14 protein-coding genes and 1 pseudogene are annotated in these 23,682 nt (G+C 47.7%); 6 read left to right on the top strand and 9 right to left on the bottom strand.

The window, feature by feature from the left end; genetic code table 11:
* Positions 1-19: 19 nt before the first annotated feature.
* From GRF55_RS00905 to GRF55_RS00870, 8 genes and pseudogenes are all read right to left on the bottom strand, one after another.
* Complete coding sequence (locus GRF55_RS00905) at positions 20-2,140, bottom strand: S46 family peptidase (RefSeq protein ID WP_220368704.1); 2,121 nt, start codon at positions 2,138-2,140, stop codon at positions 20-22.
* A gap of 334 nt (positions 2,141-2,474) precedes the next feature.
* Positions 2,475-2,666 (bottom strand): annotated as a pseudogene (locus GRF55_RS00900) (hypothetical protein); the annotation flags it as partial.
* A gap of 185 nt (positions 2,667-2,851) precedes the next feature.
* Entirely contained in the window at positions 2,852-3,358 is a 507-nt protein-coding gene (locus GRF55_RS00895; protein WP_220368703.1) for a hypothetical protein, read from the bottom strand.
* Positions 3,359-3,360: 2 nt separating this feature from the next.
* The gene (locus tag GRF55_RS00890) at positions 3,361-6,858 is read right to left on the bottom strand and encodes a DUF6443 domain-containing protein (protein WP_220368702.1); all 3,498 of its coding nucleotides are present in this window, start codon (positions 6,856-6,858) and stop codon (positions 3,361-3,363) included.
* Positions 6,859-6,964: 106 nt separating this feature from the next.
* On the bottom strand, positions 6,965-10,225 hold the full coding sequence (locus tag GRF55_RS00885; RefSeq protein ID WP_220368701.1) for an RHS repeat domain-containing protein: 3,261 nt from the start codon (positions 10,223-10,225) through the stop codon (positions 6,965-6,967).
* A gap of 37 nt (positions 10,226-10,262) precedes the next feature.
* The gene (locus GRF55_RS00880) at positions 10,263-11,255 is read right to left on the bottom strand and encodes a hypothetical protein (RefSeq protein ID WP_220368700.1); all 993 of its coding nucleotides are present in this window, start codon (positions 11,253-11,255) and stop codon (positions 10,263-10,265) included.
* A gap of 143 nt (positions 11,256-11,398) precedes the next feature.
* Positions 11,399-12,850, bottom strand: a complete 1,452-nt coding sequence (locus tag GRF55_RS00875; protein ID WP_220368699.1) for an oligosaccharide flippase family protein — start codon at positions 12,848-12,850, stop codon at positions 11,399-11,401.
* 21 nt (positions 12,851-12,871) lie between these two features.
* The gene (locus GRF55_RS00870; protein WP_220368698.1) at positions 12,872-14,101 is read right to left on the bottom strand and encodes a nucleoside recognition domain-containing protein; all 1,230 of its coding nucleotides are present in this window, start codon (positions 14,099-14,101) and stop codon (positions 12,872-12,874) included.
* Positions 14,102-14,472: 371 nt separating this feature from the next.
* On the opposite strand from GRF55_RS00870, the gene GRF55_RS00865 reads away from it, so the two are divergent.
* The 6 genes from GRF55_RS00865 (at position 14,473) to GRF55_RS00840 (ending at position 21,259) form a co-directional block, all read left to right on the top strand.
* Entirely contained in the window at positions 14,473-15,702 is a 1,230-nt protein-coding gene (locus tag GRF55_RS00865) for a pitrilysin family protein (protein WP_220368697.1), read from the top strand.
* Between the two features lie 93 nt (positions 15,703-15,795).
* Positions 15,796-18,294: a TonB-dependent receptor domain-containing protein gene (locus GRF55_RS00860; protein WP_370626732.1), complete on the top strand. Its 2,499-nt coding sequence runs from the start codon at positions 15,796-15,798 to the stop codon at positions 18,292-18,294.
* A 502-nt stretch (positions 18,295-18,796) separates the two neighbouring features.
* Entirely contained in the window at positions 18,797-18,937 is a 141-nt protein-coding gene (locus tag GRF55_RS00855) for a hypothetical protein (protein WP_220368696.1), read from the top strand.
* 4 nt (positions 18,938-18,941) lie between these two features.
* On the top strand, positions 18,942-19,568 hold the full coding sequence (locus GRF55_RS00850) for a hypothetical protein (RefSeq protein ID WP_220368695.1): 627 nt from the start codon (positions 18,942-18,944) through the stop codon (positions 19,566-19,568).
* A 15-nt stretch (positions 19,569-19,583) separates the two neighbouring features.
* A complete protein-coding gene (locus GRF55_RS00845; protein ID WP_220369571.1) occupies positions 19,584-19,868 on the top strand; it encodes a transcriptional regulator in 285 nt (94 codons plus the stop codon).
* A 161-nt stretch (positions 19,869-20,029) separates the two neighbouring features.
* Positions 20,030-21,259, top strand: coding sequence for a carboxypeptidase-like regulatory domain-containing protein (locus GRF55_RS00840; RefSeq protein ID WP_220368694.1), 1,230 nt, complete (start codon positions 20,030-20,032; stop codon positions 21,257-21,259).
* A 111-nt stretch (positions 21,260-21,370) separates the two neighbouring features.
* On the opposite strand, the gene metG is transcribed toward GRF55_RS00840, so the two are convergent.
* Entirely contained in the window at positions 21,371-23,434 is a 2,064-nt protein-coding gene (gene metG / locus GRF55_RS00835; protein ID WP_220368693.1) for a methionine--tRNA ligase, read from the bottom strand.
* Positions 23,435-23,682: the final 248 nt, after the last annotated feature.

Raw genomic sequence — 23,682 nt, 5'->3', positions numbered from 1 at the left:
GATTTACATTTCTTTCACATTATTTTTTCAATCCCATCTCCCGGAGCAGGCGGTCAGCCTGTCCCCAACGGTCCATCATGAAGATGACGAAACGGATATCGACACCGATACAGCGCGCCAGGCGGCTGTCGAAGTTGATGTCGCTCGAGAGGCTGTCCCAGTTGCCGTCGAACGCCAGTCCGATAAGCCGTCCCTTACCGTCGAACATCGGTGAGCCGGAGTTTCCTCCCGTGATGTCGTTGTTGGTCAGGAAGCAAAGTTGCATCTTACCGCTGCGCGGGTCAGTGTATTGTCCAAAATCTTTCGCAGAAAGCAGTTCGTGCATGATGGGCTCTGCGAAATATTCCACGTTTTCATCGGCTTTTTTCATCTTTTCCACAATGCTTTCTGCCGTGGTGTAGAATCCTGACGGCTTGCCGCCGAGCTCGAAGCCGCCCACCTGTCCGTAAGAAAGACGCATGGTGAAGTTGGCATCGGAATAGTGAGGCAGGTCAGCCTCCATGCGCAACTTGGCAGCACAGAGCAGTTTTTCCTGCTTTTCAATGGCGTCGGCAGCATCCTTAATCTCCTCGCGCAATCCGAATACAGCCTCAATGAGTTGCATGCCGAACTGCACACCCGGGTCTTTCTTGAAAGACTTTTTGTTAGGATAGATTTTCTTTCCAGACTTCATGAGGAACGATTTCTTGTAGAGATAGTCCACGTATGCCGTGTAATTGTTGTTGAACTTGGTCTGAATCTCTTTGTAGAAATCGGGCAGATATTTGGTGTCCACCTGCTCCTTGTAATTCTTCAGCAGGGCGGCAAACACTTCCTTATCAAGCGCCTCGTCCCATTCCTCTGAATTGTCTTTGAACACGAAATACTGCTTTTTGGGATTATTTTCCGGTCCCTCGAGCGGCATTCCGTAGTTCACTCTGAATGCGCGGGTGCAGAATTCGTTGGTTCGTCCGAATGATTCCCAGAGATAGGTGAACGTCTGGCTGGGGATGAAGCTCTTTTCGTAGTCGCGTTTCATCTGGTCGAAGTCGAGTTGTCCTTTGAAGTGTCCGGTCTTGTCCATCCAAGCCTGTATTCTCCGCTCGTAGTCCTCTTTCTGCTGAATAATGCCGATGGAATCGATACATTTGTTCATTCCGAGTGCATTTTTCCAATAGTTGGAACTCTGTGCATATTTCGAGTCGTACTTGATGCGCACTGCCTCGTCGGCACGCATGTGGCGTATCATGATTTCCTGCTTGATGCCGCGCACCTGAGCCCTCGGAGCATTGTCCGCATCACGCATTTCGCGAATGCCATAGCTGGAGAGATAGCGATTGGTGCTGCCCGGATAGCCCAGTGTCATTGAGAAATCGCCCTCCTTGTAGCCCTCCATCGAGATGGGAGCCCAGTGCTTCGGACGGTAAGGCACGTTGTTCTCACTGTAGTCTGCCGGTCCGTTGGTCTTCGGGTCGGCATAGATGCGGAACACGGAGAAGTCGCATGTCTGGCGCGGCCACATCCAGTTGTCGGTCTCACCACCGAACTTACCCATCGACTTCGGAATGGTAAACACCAGTCGCAGGTCGTTGAATTTCTGATAAGTGGTAGCATAATAGCTGTTACCCTCGTAGAATGGGTCCACCTCCACGTGCAGCGTCTTGTCGATGCGCTTGATGGAGTCGTTCAGCACTTTTTGGATTGAATCAATCAAGATAGCCTGTTTTTCGAGCGACACTTCATCGATTCCGAGTTTTTTCATCCGTGCCGTGATGTCCTGCTGGTCAATCATAAACGACACGAACATGTTCTCATTGGGCAACTCCTCTTCATACGACTTCGCATAAAACCCGTTGAGCATGTAGTCGTGCTCCACGGTCGAGTGCGAGCGGATGGCTTCGAAACCGCAATGGTGGTTGGTAAACACCAGTCCGTTAGGCGACACCACCACGCCGGAGCAATAGCCAGAGAAGTTCACTACGGCATTCTTCACGGCATGGTCGCCATAATACAAATCGTTGTAAGTCAGGGAGAACCCCTCTGCCTTCATCTGCTCATAAACTGCCTGTGGCAGATTGTAGAGCGTCCACATACCTTCGTCAGCCTTTGTGCTGACCGTCGCCACCAAAAGGGCGAAAAGTGATAATAATGTTTTTTTCATAGCACTATTTTTAATTATTGTTTGTTTCTTTCTTCTCTTCTTATGCGTATTGGAATTATCATTTGGGTTGACCAGAAAAAGCCTACATCTGGACATTAAACCATTCCTGGCATTTTTTACAAAAGTTCCTTCCAATGATATCGGTTACAAAGGTAAGGATTTTTTCGATAAAGTGAATAAAAATCTTTTTTCGTTATGCAAAATTTTATCTATAGAGTCAAACTGCAAGCACAAATTGTTTGCTATAGTCGCCATGTTCGGGCGGAACCAAGGGTCGTTGGCGCATTGCAAATTCTTGTATCTAATGCGTCTGGATAGCATATCCAGACGAACGGAGAATACTTCCCACACGCTGCGCAATATAAAACTCTGCCAATCCAGGTTCCTTCGCATTGTGGCGGATGTAGTAGGTAAGTCCGTTTTTCAGCTTACCCATGCGATAGCTGTCGTCCTGACGGACGCTTTGTGCTCTCGACGAACCGATGGTCAGCAGCGTCAAGAGCAACAAGATAAGTGCCTTTTTCATGTTTTCTGTTCTATTGTTTATCATTGATAGTTGTTGTTAATACATAGTCACCTCCTCGTGATGTCTCATAATTAATTGAGGAAAATTTAGCGAATTATATTCAATCCTCAAAATCCCAGCGTCCAAATCTTTCGTCAGGTTGCCGTTTCCGTCGTATTCAATGAAATAGGATCAGTCCTTTATTCTCAAATTTCGACTGTTTGTACTCCCTTTTGAAGGGATAATTCACAAGTATTTAAAAGATTTCCATTAATATCTCCATAAAAATAATAATATATTAATTTCATTTTTTTCTTTTTAGATTGATTTACAAAACTCTCATCAATGTTAATCCTTAAATTATCATTAGGTAACACTTTTATAAAATTATATTTTTTGATTCCACTATGTATCACATCTTCCATATAATTATAATAATGTGAATAAAATATGATTTCATTCTTTTTGATAGAATGGTTTTTTTTAGAATAAAACATTATCGGATTCTCTAAAACCGTTGAAAAAATATACATTGGAATATTTGATGAGTTTTTTACAACAAAACAATAACTAGATGTATTATTAATACAAGATTTTTCGCTATAATAAGCTTGGATAAAAACTCCATTTTGTGTTTTTATTACATCTTTTTTTTCTATGATTGTATGAGAACAAGATACACAAATAAATAACAATAGCAACGATTTCTTCATAATTAATATTTTGGATGGTTTGCGTTATAAGGCTTAGGGGATATAGGAGATGGTATATAAGTTTTTTTATCACCACCGATCACCATTTTATGAATTTTTCCACCTTGATTTTCTACGTCCATTGCTTTTCCTTGATTTTTTGGACCACCTAATAAATGACCTATAGCATGCCAAAAATTTTCATATATTGTAAAAGTTCTTAAAGGTCCTTGACCATTATTTAATACAAGGTCATTAATATTTAAAGGTATTTGATTCCCCTCCTTTGTATAAGTTACATCAAGAACATGTGCCTCTGTCGTATTTGGGCTTAAACCAATAATACCCACACCATCAAAAGTTGCTGTTGGATATACTGCAGCATCTCCATGTGTTCCGCTATTACCCGTGTCTATTGTTAATCTTTTACCATCTTTAGTAATAATATCAAAACTATTTTCTACAATAAATTTATATTGTTTTTTTGAAATCATTAAAGATTTAAGAGAGTTATATGCGGCCTTTTCTTCTTTAGAAAAACTAGAAACATCTCCATTGAAAACAAGATTATTTAATTTAGTGTATGTAAATTGAGAAGCTTTATCTCCAAAAGATTTTTCCAAAATAGAATTTAAAATTCCTTGATATTTAATGTCAGAAGAAATACTATCCCCATTCACATCAATATATTTTATCGGATTTCCCGCACAATAACTATACGGAGATAATTCTGGATATTTCTCTGCAAATCTGTCCATCGTGCTGAATCGGATTCCATCATACCACCTCGCTCCGTAATCAAACCAATCCAACCCATGATGGCGGTCCAATTCCTTGCCGTTGTACTTATATGGCTGATGGTCGCTATTCGTACTTTCGCCCATTAGACCACCATAGGGATAGTAGTGGTTGATTTGTTCGATGGTTCCATCTTGGTTTGCAACTATCCGTATATTTCCCTGATGGTCGGTGATGTAAAAATGGTACTCAGGACATTCGATGCTGTCGTTGCGGAAGGTGACGTAACCGCCAGGGAACAGCATACGCTTGAGTTTACCATTTACATAAATAAAATCTCCGCAATAGTCAATCGTCGTCACCTCGCAGGGAACTTCGTCAATGACAGGTTCATCTCCATTCGGAACAACAGCTATAGGTTCATCCTCTCCGTTTTGCGGTATCAATGGTGGCAAGTAGTGGGGCAATGGCTCTTCTTCATGCTCTAACTCAGTCCATTCTTCCTCCTGCTCCTGCTCCTCCCATTCCTCTTCATTCCATTCCTGCTGCTCTTCCATCAAGACCTCTTCCTGCTCCGGCATTTCTTCCCCCATGTCCGGCACCTGCGGCTCTGTAACCACCATGATGGGCGTATGGTACTCTGCACGAAGCTTCCTGCCTGTCGCATCGTACGTATAAACATGCCTGCTGTAGTCGGAGAATTTGATCATTTGTGGCAAATTTAATGAATTATATTCAATCCTCAAAATTCCCGCGTCCAAATCTTTCACGAGATTGCCGTTTCCGTCATATTCACGCTCGATGTCAGCATCCACCCTGTCGCGGTAGTGCCACGCATCCTTGCGGTAGGGACCGTCCGTTACGCCATCCGTCACCTTGGTGATCCGGTTGCCCTCATACCCGAACGTCAGGTCATCGATGAGGCTGTATGCTCCGTCGTCGTGCAGACCGCTGCGCTGCAGCGCCGTGATGTTACCCATGAGGTCGTACGTATAGTGCGTGTCGTAGTGATTGCTCCGCTGGTTGTCCTCATGGTAGTCAGCCTGTGTGAGGCGTGAGAGCCCGTCATAGGCGAAGGTGTAGCCGCGCTGCCTGCCGTTTGCCGCGTTTGTTCCTTGCGTTTCCCCTGCCGCCTGCCAGTCCATCGCCGAGATGTTGCCGCCCCACTGCGGCGTGCTGCCGTTATGGCTCTCGTTGTAGTAGAGCTGCTGGGAGAAGAGCGGCGAACTGATGGCTGTCGTCCATGAGCGGACGTTGTAGGCATACTGCGTCAAGAGCTGCGGATTCCCCATGCGGCTCACGCCCTGCAGCCGTCCCAGCTCATCGTAGGTGTTTGCAGCTATCGTGACCGGTTCTGCACCGTTGAGCGACAGCTGTGTACCCGTCAGCCGCTCCGCATGGTCGTAGGTGTAAGTGTATTCGACCGTGAGGCTGTCGTCGGGTATGGCGTGCTCGTATCTGTGCCTGAGTGTCTTGCCAGTAAAACTGTACTGGTAGAAATGATGATCAAAATATCCCTCATGGCTTATCTCATGCTGTTGTACGATTCGTTTCTGCTCGTCATAATAAAAACTTCTCACAGTGCACCCGCCACCTTCCGTATCATATACCTTCTCTACCGTCAGCTTTCCTTTCCCTGACGGATTATTGCCGATGCAATACGCCTTGGCATAGCCGTCGACTGTTCCGCTTCTTTCATAGGAGAGCAGGGACGCGTATGACTCTGAAAGGTATGACAAGGCAGAATAATCATCATAGTAGCAGACTTTTTCTATATGTCGCTCGTCTGTCAGGCTTAGCGATGAGGAATAGCCCTCGAGCGGTCCGCCGTCATAGCGTGAGCTGATGCCGATGTTTTGCGCCTCAGGTGCCTGCAATGAGAAAAACGTGCCGGAGACGGTCGGCCGGTTCTTGTCATCATAGAGAAAGAAACGCCACCTGTTTTTACTGCGCAGGCTACCATCCTGTGAAAAGACAAGGTTGTTTCGCCGGTCATATATGTACAGGATCTTCTCGCAGCCCGGCAGTTTCTTTTCTACACACCGGTTACGCTGGTCGTAGCGATAGAAATAGGCATACTGCAGGAGCGACTCGTCAGAATCCATGTCCCACGTGTCTCCTGTTACCGACATCTGGCTGCTTGCCTCGGGAGGAAGGACAAACCGCAAGTTGTCATAGCCGTCGTAGATATAGTAGGTGTCATGATATATTCCGTCTGTCTCTCTGCGCTGCAGGAGCGTCTGACCGAGGAAGTTGCTGAATACATAGATGCAATGTCCGTCTTCGTCTATTGTTTTCTCGACAAAGAGTGTCCGTGCAGGGAAGAGTCCTTCGAGGATTACACTTCTTTCTTCTGAGAGTTCATACTTGCGGCATGCCAGGACCCCGCTCGTCTGATTAGTAAACCGTTCGATGACAATGGCTTTTTGTGCACCCTTCCAGGATTGTCCCGATCCGAAATGCCTGCTGGCACGTTCCAACGACGACGTTTCATAGATGGTTTCTGTGTAGGGAGCCGTATCGCCGCCGTAGATGACAGCCCCCGTTGCATACTGCCTGAAAAGATCGGGACTCACGAAGTTGCCGTTACCGGCGTGGGGTATGGGAAGCCATGTCCTATCCACACGGCTGAGTGTGCCGTATTCCTGCAACGTCACTAAATCGTTGCCTGATGGCGTTGCTCCTTGCTGTACGTTCTCGACAACACGTCCAAGACCATCACAGTAGCTGATACTGGTTTGACATGCCGAGCCGTCGGCTGACAGATATTTTCTCGTACGCACAAAGTTGTCCGAGGATGTCTGCGCACATGTTGGAAGGCAGGATATCCATAAAGTCAAGACAAGAAAGAATTGAAATAGATTTCGCATAGCTGTCTGCGTAAAATATTTATGGTATTCTATATTGGTAATCATAAGTAGAAGTTGTTTTAGGAGTAATCGCACCGCCCTGCAGGTAGGGTATTAATACTTCTGCCAGACGTCCGAAATCATCATAACGGTATTCGGTCGTAAGTCCTTCACTGTCGGTGATGGTTGTGACACCATTGATGCTGTCATAGGTAAAGGTGCGGACTTCTGCAAGGGGGAGGATTGAGCGAAGAAGCCCACCGGCCAGGATATCCGGGTCAGGAATCAAGGTCTCGGACAAGGCATGAATGTCTTTCCCAAAAACCGTTTCCACGGCATTGCACACATCATCAAAAGAAATGTCACCGATAATCTCCGCAACAGGATACCTGCCGCCATAGGACCAGAGGATAAACCTGTTTTCCGCACCATTCAGGCAGACATGCAGCGGATTGCCGAAGCGGTCGTATTGGAGAAAGCCCGTGTATTCCGATGCATTCCCGCGAATTGTCTTGGATGCGGATGGGAGAATCAATGTGTCAGTTCCGTTCAGAAACCATGCATAGTCCGTCTCACGGACAGTCGTCTTCCCTTTGTATTTATGCAGGTGACAGATAACGGGTGCAACTATATTGCGATTTTTCATAAGACGATAGATCTCATCAGAAAAATCGTGGCAATAGTGGAAAGAATCGACAGACACCTCACTGCTTCCAGATATGTACTTTATCAGTTTTGTTGGGTGTACATAATCTTTTTTGGAATAAGAATATTCGGAAACCGTGGTTATCGTATCATCCCCGAAGATGTCTTTCACAATCGTCCTTGAAGGAAGGACCTTGGAGGAAAATAGTCTATAAGTCACCATCATATAACGCCTGTCATACCCAAGTTCCATTCCTTTATCACTGACCATGTCTGTCAACCCTACAGCCAGATCTCCCATGCCATTGTTGAGCATCTCTTCAATATGGTATTTATAATGTTCTTTCTTTACTGGTTTGAAGACTCCTTGTTTGTGCTGATAGATTATCTTGGATGTTATCAGTCCTTCCATATGTTCATTCTGGGAATAAGGGAAAGGGGACTGATCCATTTCGTAATAGAAGTTGTTGGATCTTAAAGACGGATTCTGATAGACTCTTTTGTCATAAGTAAAGTCAGTCCGGAACCTTAATCCTCCCGACTTTCTTTCTTCTGTAATATATTGATATTGAACTATATTTCCAGGAACCCTCAGAAGGTTCTCCTCTTGAAGTTCGTAGATGCCGCAATAGAAGTTAATAAAATCTGTCGGTCTTCTCTCATAGTCAATCTCTTCTATATAATGCTTGGCAAAAAAGGGATTGGCACTTCCATATCCAGAAGATACACCGCTAGGTGTCAGATAGGAGTATTCTCTTTCTTCAATTATTTTATTGTCCGAATCATAGTTGGTTAATTTCTTGATTCTTATTCCTCCAACAGTTTCTTCGTGATATTCATTATTTGCTATGTTCGTATAATAGTCATATTCTATTTTTACAGAGGGACGAATATGCTGGGCTGCATGCGGCTCTATGATGGAATCTGATATGTTCCATTGATATAACCCAGGATTAATTTCCAGTGACGACTCATAGGAAAAGATAGGAAATCCTTCTGCGGAATATCCGACAAGCATTCCTCCCGTTGCAGAGGTCATCTCGTTTCCTTCTTTGTTTATAACCATGTTTCCAGTTCTCAAATCTTTCAAATACAGACGGATTTTATATGATTCCATAGGGTTGTATGAAAAACGAACTTTGTAGCTAAAGATTTCTTTCTTTGCGACATGTAATGTGTCACTTTGAATTCCCCCATAATCATTCAGGGAAAGGAGGTCAGATACGCGATTAATCGTATATGATGAAGCATTAGTATAGATATTGTTGTTTTCATATTCGAATGTTGTTTTTCCTCCTGTAGGATATACAATATGCTTCAAACTTCCTGCCTTTGCCTTTTCTGTCGGATAACGGTTAGCAAAATCTATTCCGTTGTGTATGAAATCAGGAATATATGGTATCATGTTCTTGTTATTATCCGCTCCATTATAATATCCCCAGAAATCCTGTCCTCGGGAATAGATGCTAGGTAATCCTTCATAATAAGCAAACTGCCGGAAAAACGCATTATGGTCTTCTGTCCCTCTTCGGTTGATAGCTGACAGATAACAGCGGTCTCCGCTGTATTCAAAATCGTATGATTGTTTGTTGTTGCCGTCGCATCCTTTGAAGGAAATACTCTCAATCAATCGGTTTGCGGCAAGTATATGACTTGTGCCTTGTATAAAACGGATAGTCCCCGTTGCTGGAATTTGTATTTCGTTAAGGTAACATCCCGTAAATCTTGTTTTTTTCTGCGTGGAGAAATAACCAATATGTCCTTGAAGATTACGTGGATTTCCATTATAGTAATAAAGACTATTGTCTTGATACTTACAAACGTTTCTCGTTATGACAGGTGAATCGAATTCTGAACGGATATATTTGAAACGGGCAAGGATATTTCCTTCAGGGGATTCCACTTTAAAAAGTTTCCATGCAGAGGCAACTATCCACAAATGTTGTTCAGAATATTCCGTTCCACCATATTCCGCTTCTGTACCGAAATAAAATTTGTTTCCATAATCATCTGTGACAATCCATATATCCGTCGCTTCTCTACTGTTCAATGGACATGCCGTAATTCTCAAATTGGAATATGGATTGGTATAAAATTTTCCGTCACTGCCCACAAAAAACTTATAAGACCTTCCTAAAAGGTTTAGGTGAAACATATCTGGTTCAGGGTCAATCTTGTTGCTCGTAATGGAATCAATCAATGATGTGTCATGTATATTTACCGTTTCTTGGAAACGATAACCAATATTCCGCTTTATGAAATTATAATAACCATTGTGGAACTCATCTTGCATACCCCTTACCTCTCGGCTAATACATCCGCCAGCATTCAATGCCCAGCCAAGTCCTACACTACTAGGGAGTTCCTCTACCTTGATGCCTGAGGTGTGATAGTCTATGCTGATAGGCAAAGTAAGCGTATTGCTTAGCTGGAATTGGAAAATAGGAACAGAGACATTGACCGTTCCTGTATGATAGCCGACAGGGTAATCTCCGAATTTCTCCAAGGCTGCCACGTCAGGAGTGCGAGGAAACGGATTTGCCCACATAGATGGATCAGGCTGGTTCTCCTGAGCCTGCATTACACATGTTGCCAGCAATAAAATGACAGATAGCAAAAAGCGTCGTAAGATACAGATAAACTTCATTTTTCCCATTTTTGTATAACTGTCATTCTTTTCATCTTTTATTTCTTTACTGTACGTTAAACTTTTCACCGTGGCGGACTCCGTCCGTACAGATATACAAGACATACTGACCGCGTCGAAGACCGTTGTAGCTGATTTCTGCAGTATATCCGCTGCCGGCATCATCGGTGCGGGACAGACGGCGATAGACAATGCCACGCGAATCCGACAGGATGAAGTCAACCTGCGCATGCTCCTGCAAGTCATACTCTATCGTCACACTGCGAGAGGCATGGTTCTGACGCAGGCGGTAGCTGATTTTATCCTCCCGCATATTGTTCGATGATGCTCCGTTCCCATCATGGGAGGTTTCACGCAAACGGCAGTTCGGCTCGTCCAAAGGCAGGGATTCCTGCTCTTCCGGCGGACAGAGATACAGGGAACAGTAGTATTTACCTTTTACCTCACCTGTCATCACTGATTCGAGTACGGGATAGCGGTAGCCGGGGACATACCAACGGAGCACCTCACGGATGACTTGTATGCTCCTACCCGTGCGTCTCACGCTGTCACCACGAAGGGAAACCATGTCTTTTCCGGAACAGTAAGTGCGGATGCGGAGAACGTTTTTCAGCGTGTCACCGTCGGGGAGGATCAGCGTTCCCGTGGCGTCGGCAACGCTCTTGTAGCGTCCGCGGACATGGAGCGCCTCACGGTCGCAGTAGGTGCCGAAGGCTTCATACCTGCCACCGATGCTGTCGCCATACTGGAACGGAAAACGAAGATAGGCGACAGGCAGGATATAAGACAGTCTGGTCTGATTGTTCTCAAACCCCAGCAGGAGCAGTGAATCGTCACGGCAGTCATAATAGTAGCGCGTGTCACCATCCACGCAGGAAAGGAGCGAAGTGTCGGGGACGGCAGCATAGCGATGGCGGTATTTTGCGTCTTGCACGCTTTTCCCCGACAAATCCCAGGTAATATCTTCTCCACGCTGGGAAAGGGCAGTATGCTGCAAGCGGAATCGCTTCAGTTCATCACCATCACGAAACATGTTCAAATCATAGGTCAAAACAGATTGACCGAAAAGAAATAGAGGAATTAACAAAAATAATAAAAATAAGAATCGTTGTTTGAGCATATTTTTTGAGTTAGTTTAGAATACTATTTTAAAACTATCATATTCTTGACATTGATATTATTTCACCTTTTCCTAAAATATTTTCCGACAACAGGGAGGCTGTTCAGTGGGAAGTCGCGTTTTATCAGTACGGCGACAAAGAGGAGGATGAGCAGGGTATTGACTGCCAAGGCTGCCCACTGCGAGAGGTGTTCGTTGACGAATGTTGCCCCAACGAAGAGCACCGCTGTCAGCACGACATAGAGGAGCATTTCGCGCAAGGGATAGTTGATGGGATTCTTGCGCTGTCCGACGATGTAAGAAAGGGTCATGGCGGTGCCGTAGCCTGCCACGCCGCCCCATGCACATGCCATGTAACCGTAGCGCGGAATAAAAAGGAGGTTCACGGCAAACAGCACGATGCAGCCTGCCAGCGAGAACCAAGCTCCGTAGATGGTCTTGTCGATGAGTTTATACCAAAACGACAGATTGAAATAGATACCCATCATGATTTCTGCCACCATGACGATGGGCACGACCCGCAACCCTTCCCGATAGTCGGCACCGATGATGTATTGGAGCACAGGCATCCAGCCGACGACACACAGGAAGGCGAGCAAGGTGAAGATGAGGAAATATTTCATCGCCTTGGCGTAATACTCATTCTTGTCGCTGTCCTTGCTCTTCGCGAAGACGATGGGCTCGTAAGCATAGCGGAACGCCTGGGTTATCATTGCCATAATCATCGCTATCTTCACACAACTGCCATAGATACCAAGCTGTACGTTGGCATCAGCCTCGTCGGGATAGACGAGGGGGAAGATGATTTTGTCTGCCACTTGATTCAAGATGCCCGCAATGCCGAGCACCAAGATGGGCCATGAATAACGGAACATGCGGCGCAGCAGGGAAACGTCGAAGCGCCACTCTATCTTGAACAGGTCGGGAATGAAGAGCAGGGTGATGAAGCCCGTGCAGAGCAGGTTGATGAAGAAGACGTAATAGACATCTGTCTTGCCTAAGAAAACGAAATAGACGACGTTCAGCCCGATACTCAAAATGATGAACAGCAGTTTCAGCGCGGCGAAGCGGATGGGACGCTTCTGATAGCGCAGGAAACTGAATGGTATCGCCTGCAGGGCATCGAGCGCCACGACGACACCCATCATGAGCAGGTATTCGTGGTGATTGGCATAGCCCAGATAGTTGCTGATGGGAGTGATGAAGCCGAACAGCAGCAGCAGGAAGACGGCTGACAGCATGGCGACGGTGGCAAAGGCGGTGGAGAAAACCGTGTCGGGCTTTTCACGCTCGTCGTTGGCGAAACGGAAAAGGGTCGTCTCCATACCGAACGTGAGAATCACCAGTATCAAGGCGGTGTAGGCATACACGTTGGTGCTCACGCCATAATCGCCCGAATCCTTCGGCATATAGTGCGTATAGAGCGGCACGAGCAGATAGTTCAGAAACCTGCCTGCGATGCTCGACAAGCCATATATCGCTGTGTCTTTGGCTAATGACTTCAATTCTGCCATACGCTACTCTCTTGACTTTATTTAGAAGAAGAAATAACAAATGAATATCGCTGCGATAATACCCGCTAAGTCTGCCAGCAGTCCGCATGTGACGGCATGACGTGTATAGCGTACGCCCACACTGCCGAAATAGACGGCAAGGATATAGAACGTCGTATCCGTAGAACCCTGGAAGATGCAACTCAGCCTGCCGACAAACGAGTCAGCACCGTAAGCCGACATGGCATCGACCATCATGCCACGCGAACCGCTGCCCGAGAGGGGTTTCATCAAGGCTGTGGGCAGTGCTTCCACGAAACTCGTATCGATGCCCGTCAACCCTATCACCCAGCGGATACCGTCCATGAGCACATCCATTGCTCCCGAGGCGCGGAAGACGCCGATGCCTACGAGTATTGCCACGAGGTAGGGAATAATGCGGACGGCTGTCGTAAAACCGTCTTTCGCGCCTTCGATGAAAGCCTCATAGACATTCACTTTCTTGCGCAGTCCGGCGAGAATAAAGGCAATGATGATGGTCATCAGCAGGATGTTTGCCACGTTCACACTGACGGTGTTCATGGCGCTGCTGTCCAACTGACTGAATCCCCAGATAATGGCTGCCACGGCGGCGCACATGCCGCCCAGTGTGAGGAGCAGCGTACGGTTCAGGAGGTTGATGCGCTGATAGAGCGAAGTGACAATGACGCCTGCCATTGTCGAGAAGAAAGTGGCAAGCAGGATGGGTATGAATACGTCGGTTGGCTGTGCTGCACCTTGCTGTGCCCGATAGACGAGGATGGAAATCGGAATCAGTGTCAGTCCGCTGGTATTGAGCACGAGGAACATAATCATCGAGTTCGACGCAGTATCTTTCTTCGGATTGAGCGACTGCAGGTGTTCCATTGCCTTCAAGCCCATAGGCGTAGCGGCGTTGTCCAGTCCCAGCATATTCGCCGAGATATTCATGAAGATGCTGCCTGTGGCGGGATGTCCCTTCGGAATGTCGGGAAAGAGTTTTGTGAACACAGGACTCAAGATGCGTGCAAACACGTTCACGACGCCACCTTGTTCCCCAATCTTCATGATGCCCAGCCAGAGAGCCAGCACACCCGTCAGTCCCAAAGAAATCTCAAACGCATCTTTCGACGACTTGAACGTGGAGTCCATCATCAGCTGAAACACTTCCGTATCGCCAAAAAACACCAGTTTCACCAATGCTACGATGAAAGCAATGACAAAAAATGCGATCCAAATATAATTCAACACCATAACGCCTGCAAAGTTACGATTTAGCGAGAACAATACAAAATAAAAGCCATTTTTATTTTTATTGTCGAGCGTGAGGAACTTATTCAAAGTTAGTGCAAGTTGAGTGAAATACAAAAAGAATCACATTCTTTTTTATTACCGAGACGCAGCCTAACTTATTCAAAGTTACGATTTAGCGAGAACACGAGTTGTTGAGCGACAGCGAAAAATACAAAATAAAACCTTTTTTATTTTTACTGGAACTTATCCTTTTGCCTGTAAAGAAAATCTGATGGAGAAAATTTGGACAAACAGATTTCTTTGCTTACTTTTGCACCGCTTTTTTCAAAAAGAGAATAAGCGCTCCCTTTGAAGGAGAGAATAAAAACAGCATGAGATACAACACACTGACATTACCCAACGGACTGAGGGTCATACACCAACCGGCAGAGTCGCCGATTCTGTATTGCGGATTCCAGATAGCTGCCGGGAGCAGGCACGAGGAGCCACAAGAGTACGGCATAGCACACCTTTGCGAACACATGGCATTCAAAGGTACCAAGCACCGCAAAGCTTGGCATCTGACCAATACGCTCGAAGCTTTGGGCGCAGAGCTCAACGCCTTTACCACCAAAGAACATACGGTATATTATGCCGCTCTGCTGAAACAATACACCGCCAAGGCGGTAGAGATTCTGGCAGACATTGTGTTTCATGCCAGTTATCCGGAGAGCGAGCTCTGCAAGGAAATCGACGTGGTAGGCGATGAGATAGAGACGTTCAACGACTCGCCGGCAGAACTTATCTACGACGAGTTCGAAAACATTCTCTTCAAGGGACATCCGCTCGGGCACAGCATTCTCGGGAAGACCCAACAGCTGAAGACTTACACGCCGCAGATGCTCAGCCGTTTCCGCGACAAACACTACAGGACGGACAACGCCGTGTTTTTCGCCTATGGCGACATTGATTTCAAGAAGCTTGTTGCCCTGCTGCAGAAATACACGCCTGAGCGGCCTGCCGACAACTTGCCGGCAGTAACAGTCCCTCACGCACAAATTACTGACACACATGCTGAAACCATCACGCTCAAACACCACACTCACCTTGCACACGTCATGGTGGGAAGCAGAAGCTACAGCCTGAACCACCCCAACAGGATTTCCCTCTATCTGCTGAACAACATTCTCGGAGGTCCTGCAAGCAACGCCCGGTTCAACAACATGCTGCGCGAGAAGAAAGCACTGGTATATAACGTGGAAAGCACCCACGCCTACTACCTCGACACGGGGGTGTGGAGCGTCTGCTTCGCCGCCGAAAAACAAAACGTGCAGAAGTGTCTCAGACTGATTCACAAAGAACTGCAGCACATGTGTGACACACAACTCACCGACACACAAATCAAAGCTGCCAAGAAACAAATCAAAGGACAGATAGCTCTGGGAGCGGAGTCGCACGAACAAATGGCGCTCGACTTCGGAAAAGCCATGCTCTTCAACGCTGCCGAACAAGATATGCAGACGCTCTGCCAGCGCATCGATGAGGTTACGGCACTGCAACTGCAGCAGGTGGCTTGCGAAATATTCCGGGAAGAAAGCCTCACCACGCTCATCATTGAATAAAAAAACCGGACGGACCCACCGACTCGCCCCTACGGATTGAATAAAAAAAACATACATAATTAAACCTCTCCCCACAAACTTTGTCTAAGCAACATGATGAAAAGGATTTTATTACTATTGGCAATATGCGCCGGCACGCTGACTGCAGCGGCACAAGGCAGCATTAAAGGTAAAGTATTGGACAAGGCGACTGACGAACCGATGCCGTTCGTCAACATCGTAGTGACTAAACGTAATGACACTAAAATGGTAAAAGGAGGGATCACCGATGAAAACGGTGCATTCAACCTCACTGGAATACCCGACGGTGAATATACGCTGAACATTTCGTACGTAGGCTATAAGGAGCTGAAGCGCAACCTCGCCATCACGCCGGAGAAGCGCGTCCACACGTATGCAGCACTCTACATCGCTGAAGATGCCAAACTGATTACCGAAGTGACTGTCACAGGACAGCGCTCGACGGTGAAACTGGAAGTGGACCGCAAATCGTTCGACGTGACACAGGACATTGCCAACGCCGGAGGCTCGGCATCGGAAGTGCTCGAAAACATCCCCTCGGTAGAGGTGGACAACGACGGAAACGTCTCTCTGCGCGGCAACTCCAGCGTGGAAGTATGGATCAACGGAAAAGCCAGCGGACTGACAGCCGACAACCGTGCACAGATTCTGCAGCAGCTGCCGGCTGAAAGTATCGAGCGCATTGAGGTCATCGACAACCCTTCTGCCAAATTCTCAGCAGAAGGAAGCGCCGGCATCATCAATATCATCCTGAAAAAAGAACGGAAAGCGGGATATTATGGTTCCTTACAGGCAGGAGCCAACACGCGGGGAGGTGCCAACCTGAGCGGGAATATCAACTACAACAGCTCGCTCTTCGACGCCTATCTGAACCTGGGATTCCGCCACCGAAACGGCAAAGGCGGCAGCATGAGCCGACAGGAATATCTCAAGACAGGCATCTACCAGAACTATGACGGCACGTCGAAGAACCAGGGAAACAACCTCTTCACACGCGCCGGCATCACATGGCACGCCACGAAGAAGGACGACTTCACGCTCAGCGGAATGATGATGCACGGAAAGTTCCACAATAATAATATTATGCCTTACCACTACGGCACGATCGGAGCACCAAACGACACGTACGTCATGTACCGACACAACAGCGGAGAAGGCGACATGCACATGTACTACGGGGAGTTCAACTACCGCCACAGCTTCACCGACCGCCACTACCTCGACTTTGTCGTCAACTTCAACCGATGGGTCAGCGACAATGAGAACTATTACCGCGACTCCACCTACTACTTCGACGACATCACACCCACAACCTACAGCTATCAGTACCGCCCCATGTTCATACGCAACCGGGCGTGGGAGATGAAACTCGACTATGAGAACCCTATCACCGACAAACTGAAGCTGCAGACGGGCTATCAAGGACGGTTCTCGCACGAGAACACGCCGCAGGAGTCATGGCTCGACCAAACATCGTGGGAGGGAAGGAACGCCGTGGAAGACCGCGCTTATTTCAACCGCTTCATCTACGACCTCGACGTGCACGCACTCTATCTGACACTGACCTACAACTTCGGTAAGTTCGGACTGATGGGCGGACTGCGCGGAGAATACTGGCGTGTGAACACCGAGAGCTATTCATGGGAACAGGAACACGACCCGAGCCTGCGCGAGCCGGCATTCAAGAAGGACTACTTCCAACTCTTCCCAAGCATATTCATGTCGTACCAACTCACGGAGACACAACAGCTGCAACTGAACTACACCCGACGACTGCGCAGACCGTGGGGAGGCGAACTCAACTCGTTCAAAAACACGCAGGACGCATCGATGGTACAGTTCGGAAACCCGGAGCTGACACCCGAATACTCCCACTCGTTCTCACTCAACTATCTGAAACAGTGGACGGCTCACTCCCTGTTGCTCAGCGCCTACTACCGACCGACGACCGACGTCATCCAGCGCATCCGCTGGCAAAGTTCCACGGACGGCGTGATGTACCAGACCAACCGAAACGTGGCAAAAAGCCAAAGCACAGGTCTGGAAATGGTGCTCAAGAACAAATTCTTCCGCATACTCGACCTCACGACCACTGCCAATGCCTACTACTACAAGCTGAACGGATTCAGTTATGACATCGACGGACAGACCGTGACGGGCGAAGGAAACGACAACTTCACATGGAACATCCGCTCAATGGCATCCATCATCCTGCCATACGACATGACATTCCAAGTGACAGGAAGCTACCGCGCAAAACAGGTCATCACACAAGGCTACAGAAAGCCTAACTGGGGAGTGGAAATCGGTGCACGCAAGAATTTCTTCAATAAAGCACTCACCATCGCCCTCAACTGTCGTGACGTGTTCAACACCCGGAAATGGGAAATCGTGACAGAAGGTGACGGATTCAAACGCCACCAGAAATTCTGGCGCAACGGACGCAACGTGAACCTCACAGTCACCTGGAACTTCGGTAACATGAAAGGCAAGAGACAACGCCAGGACAACAACATGCAAAACGATGATCCTGCCGCAGGAAGCGGATACGGAAGCGGCATAGAAGACTAAAAGACTATCCACATTATATAATATATATGTAATTCTCCTTCGTACGGGTCGATACACCAATCGACCCGTTTTTTTGTCAAAACCGTCTGCTCCGCGTCTCGCCCCGATTGTATATTCATGCAATTGCAGAACGACCGAGACACTATTTGCAAACCATTGATTTTCAACGTATTAAATAGTGCTTTCCAAAAGTTGAACTTTTGGAAAACGAAAGTTCTACTACATATTTATACGTCCTTTCCTGTATGTTTATACAAGCATCACCATACCTGACCGGAACGCCCGGAAAGTCCACTTTTTTCATTTCAGAAAAACTCCTCCACCCCACTCCCTGCCCCTACGAAAACCGACAGGATTCACACCGAAAATGTTAAAAATACATCCTGAAAGGAAGAAATTTACAAAATAATTTGGTTTATATTATAAACTTATTTATCTTTGCACCGTGTTCGAACACCACACCACAAAATGTAAAAAAGTAATGAACCTAAAAAAATGGCTTATGACAGCAATCATTCAACTGCCCATTATCGCCGTGGCGCTATCAACCATGTGCGTGGCAAAAGAGCCGTCTGGTGCGCATAGCACCTATCCCGACGGCAAAGAGAGAGTAATCACGGAATTTATCAACTTAAACGACTGAGGACATGGAAAACAATAACAAACTGACTGCCGAGCGCAGTCTGGAAATCATCGCGGAACAAATAGAACAGAGTCAGCGCATGATAAAGAAAAATTCGGCACTGCCGATGATTTGGTGGGGACTGCTTGTCACCATCTTTGCCTTGTTGATTGCCTACTTATGGAAACATCACGGCGGCCCCGTATGGAATGCCCTGTGGTTCCTGATGGCGATAATCGGACTGATTGGCAACCTTATTATCGAAAAGCGACAGGAGAATGCCCCTCCATCTTTTGTCGGCAAGACAATCGGGCATGTATGGGCTACGTTTGGCATCATCGCTTCGCTGATTGGCTGGACACTTTTCATGGCTGGGGTGGGCTGGATTCCTGCCGAATGGGTTGTTCCCGACAAGCAGGTCTATATCAACATCACGAGCGTCATTTGTTTGTGTTACGGCTTTGGCTCCACAATCACAGGCTTCGTGCTGAAAAGCCGTGTTTTCCTGATTTGCGGCATTATCGCAGGTGTTGGCGGCTACTTTTTGGCCATGCATTATCCTTGGGTCGAGCAGATGTATATAATGGCTGGCGTAGCTTTCATCGGACTTGTCATTCCTGGTCTTATCGTTCATTTTCAGAATCAAAAATAAGGAGGACGCAGCATGTTGTTCCCAGCATTAGACCCTCTACTCCACAGCGAGCTTCGACTGGCAGTCGTCTCTCTGCTCATCAATGTTGAGGAGGCAGACTTCGTCTATATCAAAGAACAGACAGGAGCAACCGCCGGCAACCTCAGCGTGCAGTTAGACAAGCTGTCGCAAGCAGGATATATTGAGGTAGAGAAATCGTTCAACGGCAAGAAACCGCGTACCACCTGCCGTCTCACACGACAGGGGCTGCGGGCTTTCGAAGCATACGTTGAAGCGCTGAAAAGCTACATCAAGCCTTAACGATCGGCAGCCATAAAAGAAAGCGGGGCAGATTTTCCAGGAAGTCTGCCCCGCTTTTTCATCATCCTCACCCCAACGAAGTAAAAAACAGTGACAAATAATTGGGAATTTCATTTTTTTGTGCTATCTTTGCCTTATCACATGAACCAACCGAGATGCCTATGAAAAGATTTGTTATATTCCTCATCATGACTGCCGCCTTCACGGTGATGCAGGCACAACAGCTGTATGTGGTCAGTGGCGTTGTGAAGGACCAGACGAACGGGAAAGCGCTGTCGCACGTCAGTGTGACCATCGGCGGTACAGGAACCGTGACCAACGAACAGGGACTGTTCACCATCAAACTGAACCGTCGCCCCGACCAACTCAAAGCATCCATGCTGGGATATAGGACCAGACGCATCGCGCTCAGCAACACCGAGCAGCAGCGGATAGAAATCAACCTGCAGCCGAACAGCATCCGCCTCAACGAAATCACAGTCACGCCGCTATCAGCGGAGGATATCGTAAGAAAGGCGCTCCAGAAAGTGCCTGGAAACTACAGCACAGTGCCCCTGCTCTACAAAGGTTTCTACCGCGAAACCGTGCAGAAACGGCGACAGTTCATCTCAATCAGCGAGGCAGTGGTTGATGTTTACAAGACGCCCTACACCATGCAAAACACCAATCAGGATGCCGTTGCCATCACGCGAGGCAGACGGCTGCTGAACATGAAGCCCGCCGACACGCTGGGCGTGAAACTGATGGGTGGTCCCACGATGCCCGTCATTGCCGACGTGCTGAAAAACAACGAGATGCTCTTCTATGAAGACGATATGCCCAACTATCATTTCGAATTGGACAACCCCGTCATGCTCGGCGACAGAATGCAATATGTCGTCAAGATGACACCACACATACAACGCATCTACGCCCTGTTTTTCGCAACGCTCTACATCGACCAGCAGACACTCGCCTTCACCCGTGTGGAGATGGAGTTGGACATGAGCCATCCCGGACGTGCCACCACCTCCATGCTTGTCCATAAACCCCTCTCACTCCGCTTCCGACCACGGGAACTCAGTTTCGTCATCGACTATCGCACCGAGCAAGACGAGACCCACCTGAGCTACATCCGCAACGTGATGCGATTCAACTGCGACTGGAAGCGGAAACTCTTCTCGTCGCCCTTCACCGTCATCAGCGAATTTGTCGTCACCGACCGGCAGGAGGAAGCCATACGACCCATTCGGGGACGCGACTCGTTCAGCCGGAGAGACAAACTCTACGACAAAGTGGAATACTTCAACGACCCCAACTTCTGGGGAGCAGACAACATCATCGAACCCACAGAATCGCTCGACAAAGCCATCGAACGACTCAAACTGCGAGTGAAAAGACAACGAAACTAACCCTAAGCAGCCTCAGACCGACTAGGGAATAATGTTTACGGAACGAAACAACAAAATAAAGGGGCACCTCCGAAAGTTGGAGGTGCCCCTTTTATATTGCAATAATAATGTCTATCCCACTTGCGAACCGGGTTTTACACCCTTCAGCAGAGTGGTAACGCTGAGACTTCCGTCGCAGTCTTCGGCAGAGAGAATCATGCCCTGGCTCTCAATGCCCATCAGCTGGCGGGGAGCAAGGTTGGCTATGAAAAGGATGTCTTTGCCTACCAACTCTTCCGGCTCGTAATATTTGGCTATGCCGCTGACGATGGTGCGGTCGGTGCCACTGCCGTCATCGAGTGTGAACCTCAACAGTTTGTTGGCTTTCTTGACCTTCTCGCATGCTTTGACGTGCCCGACACGGATATCCAGCTTCTCGAAGTCCTCGAATGCGATGGTTTCCTTGATGGGTGCCGCCTGATAGTTGGCTGCCCCATTGGCTTTGCGAATGTCGTCAAGGCGCTTGAGCTGCGCCTCAATGGTTTCATCTTCAATCTTCTCAAACAACAAAGCGGGCTCTGCCAGCTGGTGTCCGGCGGGGAGCAAATCAGTCTGTCCGAGCTGGCTCCAGTCAAAATCTGCCATATTGATCAGTTCGCGCAGCTTTTTCGAAGAGAACGGCAGGAACGGCTCGAAAGCGATAGCCAGATTGGCAACCAGCTGCAACGAGATGTAAAGAATCGTCTCGACACGCTTCGGGTCAGTCTTCCACACTTTCCACGGCTCACATTCCGTAATATAGCGATTACCAATACGCGCCAGGTTCATCGCCTCAAACTGTGCATCGCGGAACTTAAACGCATCAAGAAGGTTCTCCACCTTCGCCTTGACATCTTTAAACTCCTCTATCGCATGGCGGTCCACATCGGTCAGTTCGCCACATGCCGGCACCACGCCATCCCAATATTTCTTAGTGAGTTGCAGCGCACGGTTGACAAAGTTGCCATATACCGCCACTAGTTCGTTGTTGTTACGATCCTGAAAATCGCGCCACGTAAAATTATTGTCCTTCGTCTCCGGCGCATTCGCAGTGAGCACATAGCGCAACACATCCTGCTTTCCCGGGAAGTCGCGGAGATATTCGTGCAGCCAGATTGCCCAGTTGCGCGAGGTGGAAATCTTGTCGTTCTCCAGATTGAGGAACTCATTGGCAGGCACATTGTCGGGCATGATATAGCTACCATGCGCCTTCATCATCACGGGGAAGATAATGCAGTGGAACACGATATTGTCCTTACCGATGAAGTGAACGAGCCGCGTATCCTCATCCTGCCACCATTTCTGCCAATCGCCCCAACGCGCGGGATTGCTTTCACACAGTTCTTTCGTATTGGATACATAGCCGATAGGTGCGTCAAACCACACGTAGAGCACCTTTCCCTCAGCCCCTTCAACCGGCACGGGAATGCCCCAGTTCAAATCGCGGGTCATCGCCCGAGGCTGAAGATCCATATCAAGCCACGACTTACACTGCCCATAGACATTCGAACGCCACTCTTTATGCCCGTCGAGAATCCACCCCTTCAGCCACTCCTGATATTCATTGAGCGGCAGATACCAGTTCTTCGTCCCCTTCATGACAGGCACCGAACCGCTGATGGTCGATTTCGGATTAATCAGTTCCGTTGGCGAGAGGTCGCGACCACATTTCTCACACTGGTCGCCATAAGCCCCCGTGTTATGACAATGCGGACATTCACCCGTGATATAACGGTCAGCCAGAAACTGATGAGCCTCCTCGTCATAATACTGCTCCGTCGTTTCCTCCGTCAACTTCCCCTCGTCATAAAGCTTGCGAAAGAAAGCCGACGCCATCTCATGATGCGTCTTACTCGTCGTCCGACTATAAACATCAAACGAAATGCCAAATTCCTCAAACGAATCCTTAATAAGCTGATGATAGCGGTCAACGATATCCTGAGGCGTGACCCCTTCCTTTCGGGCACGGATGGTGATAGGCACACCATGTTCGTCAGAACCACCGACGAACATCACCTCCTCTTTTTTCAAACGCAGGTAACGCACATAAATATCTGCAGGCACATAAACACCCGCCAGATGTCCGATATGAATACCCCCATTGGCATAAGGCAATGCCGATGTGACTGTCGTCCGCTTATACTTTTTCTGCTCCATATTCTTCTGTCATTTATTTTCTGCCTGCAAAGTTAGTGCAAGTTGAGTGAAGAACAAAATAAATCATTTATTTTTTATTCCGAGACGCCGCCTAACTTGGACGACAGTCAAAGCGATTAAGTGAGGATAATACAAAATAAAACACACGTTTTTGTTTTTTATTATCGAACGTGAGTAAGTTATCCAAAGTTAGTGCAAGTTGAGTGAAGAACAAAATAAATCATTTATTTTTTACTCCGAAACGCCGC

It is taken from the genome of Prevotella sp. Rep29 (assembly GCF_019551475.1).
Taxonomy (GTDB): domain Bacteria; phylum Bacteroidota; class Bacteroidia; order Bacteroidales; family Bacteroidaceae; genus Prevotella.
This window is presented reverse-complemented; position numbering and strand designations above follow the sequence as displayed.

Coding starts and splice junctions, on each gene's coding strand:
- GRF55_RS00885 (WP_220368701.1), bottom strand. CDS start 10,225: ATGGGAAAAATGAAGTTTATCTGTATCTTACGACGCTTTTTGCTATCT.
- GRF55_RS00840 (WP_220368694.1), top strand. CDS start 20,030: ATGAAAAGATTTGTTATATTCCTCATCATGACTGCCGCCTTCACGGTG.
- GRF55_RS00875 (WP_220368699.1), bottom strand. CDS start 12,850: ATGGCAGAATTGAAGTCATTAGCCAAAGACACAGCGATATATGGCTTG.
- GRF55_RS00855 (WP_220368696.1), top strand. CDS start 18,797: ATGACAGCAATCATTCAACTGCCCATTATCGCCGTGGCGCTATCAACC.
- metG (WP_220368693.1), bottom strand. CDS start 23,434: ATGGAGCAGAAAAAGTATAAGCGGACGACAGTCACATCGGCATTGCCT.
- GRF55_RS00850 (WP_220368695.1), top strand. CDS start 18,942: ATGGAAAACAATAACAAACTGACTGCCGAGCGCAGTCTGGAAATCATC.
- GRF55_RS00895 (WP_220368703.1), bottom strand. CDS start 3,358: ATGAAGAAATCGTTGCTATTGTTATTTATTTGTGTATCTTGTTCTCAT.
- GRF55_RS00860 (WP_370626732.1), top strand. CDS start 15,796: ATGATGAAAAGGATTTTATTACTATTGGCAATATGCGCCGGCACGCTG.
- GRF55_RS00905 (WP_220368704.1), bottom strand. CDS start 2,140: ATGAAAAAAACATTATTATCACTTTTCGCCCTTTTGGTGGCGACGGTC.
- GRF55_RS00870 (WP_220368698.1), bottom strand. CDS start 14,101: ATGGTGTTGAATTATATTTGGATCGCATTTTTTGTCATTGCTTTCATC.
- GRF55_RS00865 (WP_220368697.1), top strand. CDS start 14,473: ATGAGATACAACACACTGACATTACCCAACGGACTGAGGGTCATACAC.